Raw genomic sequence first — 6359 nt, forward strand, 5'->3', positions numbered from 1 at the left:
GCCGAGCCGGACAACAGGCCGCCACCCCACACCTGGTGGGCGAGCGGGAAGTACGCGAGCGTCACCCACAGCCCGCTGAAGACGAGCCACGTGCTGAACTTGACGCGGTCGGCGATGGCGCCGCTGATGAGGGCCACGGTGATGATCGCGAAGGTCAGCTGGAACGCGACGTTGACCACGGTCGGGTAGCTGCCGCTCATCACGTAGGCACCCGTGCTGTCGGTGATGGCGCCGTGCAGCCCGAACAGGTCCAGGGGGTTCGCGAAGAGCCCGCCGACGGAGTGCGGTCCGTAGGACATCGAGTAGCCCCACAGGACATACACGACACCGACGACGCCCATCGCCCCGAAGGACATCATCATCATGTTGAGGACGGACTTGCCGCGGACCATGCCGCCGTAGAACAGCGCGAGGGCCGGCGTCATGAGCAGCACCATCGAGGCGCTGACGAGCATCCAGGCCGTGTCGCCGGAGTTGAGTGCGTCTTTCATGCCGAGGAGTCTCGGGAGCGCCCGTTTCCGTTGCTCGCGCCGGACGTTACGGGCGCGTCAACAGATCAGCGCGGGTGTGACGTTCTCGTTTCCGGCAACGGCCTCACTGTATGCCGCTCAGCCGCCCGGGCGGCCGGCTCACCGCCCGCTCGACGGCCTCACGACACGATGGCGTCGACGAAGGCCTCGGGGTCGAACGGCGCCAGGTCGTCCGGCCCCTCGCCGAGGCCGACGAGCTTGACGGGGACGCCGAGCTGGTTCTGGACGGACACGACGATGCCGCCCTTGGCCGTGCCGTCGAGCTTCGTCAGCACGATGCCGGTGATGTCGACGGCCTCGGCGAAGACCTTGGCCTGCTGCAGGCCGTTCTGGCCGGTCGTCGCGTCGAGGACGAGGAGCACCTCGTCGATGTCGCTCTGCTTCTCGATGACCCGCTTGATCTTGCCGAGCTCGTCCATCAGGCCGACCTTGTTGTGCAGTCGCCCCGCCGTGTCGATGATGACCACGTCGACCTCCTGCTCGATGCCGGCCTTGACGGCGTCGAACGCCACCGCGGCCGGGTCGGCGCCCTCCTTGTCGGAACGCACCGTCGGCACGCCGACCCGGCCGCCCCACGTCTCGAGCTGGTCGGCCGCCGCCGCCCGGAAGGTGTCGGCTGCGCCGAGCAGCACGTCGCGGTCCTCGGCGACGAGGACGCGGGCCAGCTTGCCGACGGTCGTCGTCTTGCCGGTGCCGTTGACCCCGACGACGAGGATGACGGCGGGCCGGATGCCGACGCGCGACGACGCGATCCGCCGGTCCATGTCGGGCTGGACCAGCTCGAGCAGGTCCTTGCGGAGCCAGTCCCGGACGGTCGCCTCGTCGGTCGCGCCCTCGACCTTGACCTGGGTGCGCAGCGAGTCGACGAGCTGGGTGGCGGCCTCGACGCCCAGGTCGGAGGCGATGAGGGTGTCCTCGACCTCCTCCCAGGCCTCCTCGTCGAGCTTGCCCCGGGAGAGCAGGGCGAGCAGCCCCTTGCCGATCGCCGAGTTGGACCGGGCGAGACGGGCGCGGAGCCGCTGCAGCCGCCCGCGGGCGGACTCGGGCCGTTCGACCGCGGGCGCCGGGATGATCTCCTCGACGCCGATCTCGGTCGGCCCCTCCGAGGGCTGACCGGGCTGTTCGGGCGCCGGCGCCGCTCCGGTGGCCTGCCCGGGCGAACGGTCCATGTCCTCGGCGGGCAACCCGGGGGGCGCCTGCCGCGGCGCCTCGCGCTCGTCGATCGGCGTCTCGGCGCGGCCGCCACCGCGCATGAGGCCATAGACGAGGCCGGCGCCGAGCACGAGGATGATCAGGCCGATGATGACGTAGAGCCACAGGTTGTCCACGCACTCATCCAATCACGCGGTGCCGGCGGCCCCGTCGCTGCCGAGGGGCCGTGCGGCCCACCGCTTGCGGCCGCGATGGCCGCGATGGCTCAGTGGGTCCGCGGACGGCGACGCCGCACCCCGGCGAGGCGCGATGCCGCGCGGGTCGTGAAGAGTCCCCTGCCGTCGCGGCGCGCGGGCAGGGCGACGGAGCCGACGATCGCTACACCGAGACCGGTCGCGACCAGCATCGCGAAGATAAGGAACATCATGTGACCAGAGTGACGGATGTGACTTCAGAGGCGATCGGGACACTCGCCGTGGGGCCGGTTCCGTGACTGATTCGTCACCCTGCTGTGACCGTCGAATGGTGACCCGGCCCAGCCGCGCGGTTTCGGACCCAAACGGTCCGGACGGGGATAACCTGACCGCGGACCGGTGCACCCGGCGCCGTTCGTGAAGGAGCACCCGTGCGAACTCCCCTCCGCCTCACCCTCGCCGCCGCGAGCGCTGCGGTCCTGACGGCGACCGTCCTGCCCCCCGCCCTGGCCGCCGCGCCGGCCGTCCCGGTCTATCGCGTCGCGGGCCCGAACCGCATCGCGACCGCCGTCGCCGCCTCGACGGCGATGTGGGACGACGCCGGCACCACGAACGGGCCCACGGCCGCGGCTGCCGTGATCAGCCGGTACGACGACTACGCGGATGCCCTCGGTGGCTCCGCGCTGGCCGGCGCCGTCGGCGGCCCACTCCTGCTGAGCCACACGGCCTACATCGACGCCGCGACCATGAACGAGGTCAAGCGCATCCTGGGCACGAAGGGCGTCGTCTACGTCCTCGGCAGCACGGGAGCCATCTCGGGGGCGGCCGCCCAGAGCCTCATGGACCGGGGCTACACCGTGAAGCGGCTGGCCGGCAGCGACCGCTATGCCACGTCGGTCGCGGTCGCCAAGGAGGTCGCCCGGGTGGGCGGCAAGGGGCATCCCCAGTTCATCTTCGCCACGACCGGCCAGAACTTCCCGGACGGGCTGGCCGCCGGCGCCACGGCAGCCGGGTATGCCGCCTCCGTCGTGCTGACGAAGGACAGCGTCCTGCCGCCGGTCGTCAAGTCCTACCTCACGGCCGAGCAGGCTGCCGGCACCGAGGTGTTCGCGGTGGGCGGCGCGACGGCCAAGGCGTCCTTCCGATGGACCGACAAGCTGGCCGGGAGGGACCGCTACGAGACCGCGGCCCTCGTCGCCCGGGCCTTCTGGGCCAACCCGGGGTCCGCTGATGACGACGCGACCGGCATCGCGCTCGCCACCGGCGAGAACTGGCCGGACGCGCTGGCGGGCGGTGCGCTCATTGCGACCGCGGGCCCCCTCGTCCTGGCCAAGCAGGCGTCGCTGCCTCCCGCCACGCGGGCTGTCACGACCGAGATCGTGAAGTCGGCAACGCCGTCGACCGTGCAGGCCGGCTTCGTCCTCGGCGGTCCGACCGTCGTCACGGACGGGGTCAAGTCGGCCTTCACGGCCCTGCTCAACCCGTAGATCGGACGCCGCTGGGCCGGGACTGCGCCTGCGTGCGGTCCCGGCCCAGCGGCATACCGAGGGTCTAGAGCGCTCCCCCGAGCGTGACCCCACCGTCGATGGTCAGCGTCTGCCCGGTGATCCAGCCGGCGTCGCGCGAGAGCAGGAAGCTCACCGCGCCCGCGACATCCTCGGGCACCCCGAGCCGCTTCATCGGGTAGGCGGCGGCGACCTCGGACTCGCGCCCCTCGTACAGCGCGGTCGCGAACTTCGTCTTGACGACAGCCGGTGCGACGGCGTTGACCCGCACGTCGGGGCCGAGCTCGTAGCCAAGCTCCTTCGTCAGGTGGATGAGTGCGGCCTTCGAGATGCCGTACCAGCCGATGGTGCCGGAGGCTCCCAGCCCAGCGACCGACGCGAGGTTGACGACGGCGCCCGGGTGCTCGGCGTCGCCGAGGCCCGCCTTGACGGCCCGCTGGATCCACGAGAACGCCGCGACGAGGTTGACGTCCAGCACCTTGCGCGCCACCTGCGCGTCGCTGTCGAGCATCGGCCCGTAGACCGGGTTGATGCCGGTGTTGTTGACGAGGTAGTGCAAGCCACCGAAGGTCGACCGGGCCGCCTCGACGACCTCCTCCTGGTGCGCCTCGTCGGCCGCGTTGCCGGCGACCCCGACCGCGTTCGCGCGGCCGCCGAGGTGCTCGACCGCCTCGGCGAGTGCGTCCGGCTTTCGAGCGGTGATGACGACCTTGCCGCCCTCGGCGACGAGTCGCTCCGCGATGCCGAGGCCGATCCCCCGACTGGCCCCCGTCACGATGGCGACGGTGCCGACGTGCCGACCTGCTCCTGGTGCAGCCATCTCCTCCACCCCCATCAGAGCCCGAGGTCCCTTCCGATGAGTTCCTTCATGATCTCGTTGGAGCCGGCCCAGATCTTCGTCACGCGGGCGTCCTTCCAGGCGCGGGCCACGCGGTACTCGTTCATGTAGCCGTAGCCGCCGTGCAGCTGCAGGCACGAGTCGAGCACGTCGTTCTGCACCTGGGCGCTCCACCACTTGGCCTTGGCGGCGTCGACGGCACTCAACTCTCCCCTCCCGTGCGCGAGGACGCACTCGTCGACGAACGACTGGGTGACCTCGATCTTCGTGACGAGCTCGGCGAGGAGGAACTTGTTGTACTGGAACGCCCCGATGGGCTGGCCGAAGGCCTTGCGCTCCTTGGCGTACTGGATCGTCTCCTCGAGGATTGCCTTCGCGTGGTTGACGTTGTTGACCGCCGAGCCGACCCGCTCCTGCGGCAGCCGCTGCATCATCGCGATGAAGCCGAGCCCCTCGGGGCCGAGCCGATTCGCGTCGGGGACCCGCACGTTCTCGAAGAACAGCTCGGCCGTGTCGGACTCGGGCATGCCGACCTTGTCGAGCTTGCGGCCGTTCTCGAAGCCGGCCATCCCACGCTCGACCATGAACAACGTGATGCCCTTGGCGCCCTTGGACGCGTCGGTCCGTGCGGCAACGATGACGAGGTCGGCCTGGTAGCCGTTGGTGATGAAGGTCTTGGACCCGTTGAGGACCCAGTCGTCACCGTCGCGCACGGCCGTTGTCTTCAGGGCGGCGAGGTCGGAGCCGCCGGACGGCTCGGTCATCCCGATCGCGATGATGAGCTCGCCGCTCGCGATGCCGGGCAGCCAGCGCCGCTTCTGCTCCTCCGTGCCGAGGTCGACGATGTAGGGCGGGCAGACGTCGCCGTGGATGCCGAAGCACGAGCTGACGGCGGCGTTGAACCCGGCCCAGACCTCCGTCAGGACGGCGTTGAAGCGGTAGTCCACCACGCCCGCACCGCCGTACTCCTCGGGGATGCAGAAGCCGAAGAAGCCCTGTCGGCCCGCCTCGAGCCAGACCTCCCGGCCGATCGACTTCTGCTCCGCCATCTGCTCCTCGCGCGGGCGCAGCGTCCGCTCGACGAACTCGAGGGCGGACTTGCGGAGGGACTCGTGGTCCTCCTCGTAGATGTGCCGGGGCATGCGAACCTCCCAGTGAGTAACTAAGCGCTTGCTTAGTCTCGCCCGGGGGCACGATGCTGTCAACGTGACCGGCCACTCCGTCCTGCAGGTTCCCGTCCCCGAGCTCGAGCCGTTCGTGCGGGGCCGGCACGAGCACTATGACGTCGACTACCTGTCGAGCGACCCCGGCTTCGTCCACGCCCACGTGACCGCGCTCGGTCCCTTCCTGACGCGCGCCGAGCTGACCCCGGAGCGGCTCGCGACCGTCTCGTCGATCGCGGCCCGGACCGCGCCTTTCGCGTTCCGGCTCGAGCGGTTCGACGTGTTTCCGAACGGGATCATCCACCTGGTCCCCGAGCCCGAGACGCCGTTCCGCGCGCTGACGGCTGACCTCTGCGCGGCGTTCCCCGACAAGTTGCCGTATGCCGCTGAGTTCCCCGACGTGCGCCCGCACCTCACGCTCGACGCGGAGGGCGATGGCGTCTCGGTCGCGTCCACGAGGGCGCTGGTCGGGCCGCTCGTCCCGGCCGCCTGCTGGGCCGAGCGCCTCGACCTCGTGTGGTACCAACCGGGCCACTGCCACGTTATCGCGAGCTGGCCGCTCGGTGAGCCCGTCACCTCACGACGACCCGGGCTCACGGCGCCGGCTCAGCGCGAGGTCGGCTGAGGAGCATCGGCGGCGAGCGCCTGCCTGCCCCGGGCGAGTCCGAGCATCACGACCTTGCGGATCAGCACGATCGCAGCGGCGGTGAGGATGGCCGCCCACGTCGCCGTGGCGCTGAGCCGCAGCAGACCCACGACGAGGAACAGGTCGAGCAGGATCCCGAGCGCCATCGTCGTGCTGCGGGTGCGGGCGAGCACGCTGCCGGCGACGACGAGGGCACCCGCGACGACGAGAGGTGAGACGACGGTGACGAGCCAGCCGACACCGCCGGCGAGCACGTCGGCGGCCCCCACCGGCGTCATGGCGACGTCCCGGTCCGCCGTCCGGGACCGCCCCGGGCATCGCCGGTGGGGGC

General features: G+C 71.0%; 8 protein-coding genes. 2 read left to right on the top strand and 6 right to left on the bottom strand.

Annotation, left to right across the window (positions count from 1 at the left end):
- The 3 genes from N864_RS17820 to N864_RS24800 form a co-directional block, all read right to left on the bottom strand.
- The coding region (locus N864_RS17820; protein WP_034720144.1) for an ammonium transporter at positions 1 to 491 on the bottom strand (491 nt) is incomplete at its 3' end.
- Between the two features lie 158 nt (positions 492 to 649).
- A complete protein-coding gene (gene ftsY, locus N864_RS17825; RefSeq protein ID WP_240474387.1) occupies positions 650 to 1858 on the bottom strand; it encodes a signal recognition particle-docking protein FtsY in 1209 nt (402 codons plus the stop codon).
- An 89-nt stretch (positions 1859 to 1947) separates the two neighbouring features.
- Positions 1948 to 2109: a hypothetical protein gene (locus N864_RS24800; protein WP_155892998.1), complete on the bottom strand. Its 162-nt coding sequence runs from the start codon at positions 2107 to 2109 to the stop codon at positions 1948 to 1950.
- A gap of 198 nt (positions 2110 to 2307) precedes the next feature.
- On the opposite strand from N864_RS24800, the gene N864_RS17830 reads away from it, so the two are divergent.
- The gene (locus N864_RS17830) at positions 2308 to 3363 is read left to right on the top strand and encodes a cell wall-binding repeat-containing protein (protein ID WP_034720149.1); all 1056 of its coding nucleotides are present in this window, start codon (positions 2308 to 2310) and stop codon (positions 3361 to 3363) included.
- 64 nt (positions 3364 to 3427) lie between these two features.
- On the opposite strand, the gene N864_RS17835 is transcribed toward N864_RS17830, so the two are convergent.
- Both N864_RS17835 and N864_RS17840 read right to left on the bottom strand, forming a co-directional pair.
- On the bottom strand, positions 3428 to 4201 hold the full coding sequence (locus tag N864_RS17835; RefSeq protein ID WP_051518762.1) for an SDR family oxidoreductase: 774 nt from the start codon (positions 4199 to 4201) through the stop codon (positions 3428 to 3430).
- A 14-nt stretch (positions 4202 to 4215) separates the two neighbouring features.
- Complete coding sequence (locus N864_RS17840) at positions 4216 to 5361, bottom strand: acyl-CoA dehydrogenase family protein (protein WP_034720151.1); 1146 nt, start codon at positions 5359 to 5361, stop codon at positions 4216 to 4218.
- A 64-nt stretch (positions 5362 to 5425) separates the two neighbouring features.
- On the opposite strand from N864_RS17840, the gene N864_RS17845 reads away from it, so the two are divergent.
- Entirely contained in the window at positions 5426 to 6007 is a 582-nt protein-coding gene (locus N864_RS17845; protein WP_034720154.1) for a 2'-5' RNA ligase family protein, read from the top strand.
- Here the strand turns inward: N864_RS17845 and N864_RS17850 are convergent.
- On the bottom strand, positions 5989 to 6359 hold a 371-nt coding region (locus N864_RS17850; RefSeq protein ID WP_205620992.1), incomplete at its 5' end, for a hypothetical protein. The genes N864_RS17845 and N864_RS17850 overlap by 19 nt on opposite strands.

This window comes from Intrasporangium chromatireducens Q5-1 (assembly GCF_000576575.1).
GTDB lineage: Bacteria > Actinomycetota > Actinomycetes > Actinomycetales > Dermatophilaceae > Intrasporangium_A > Intrasporangium_A chromatireducens.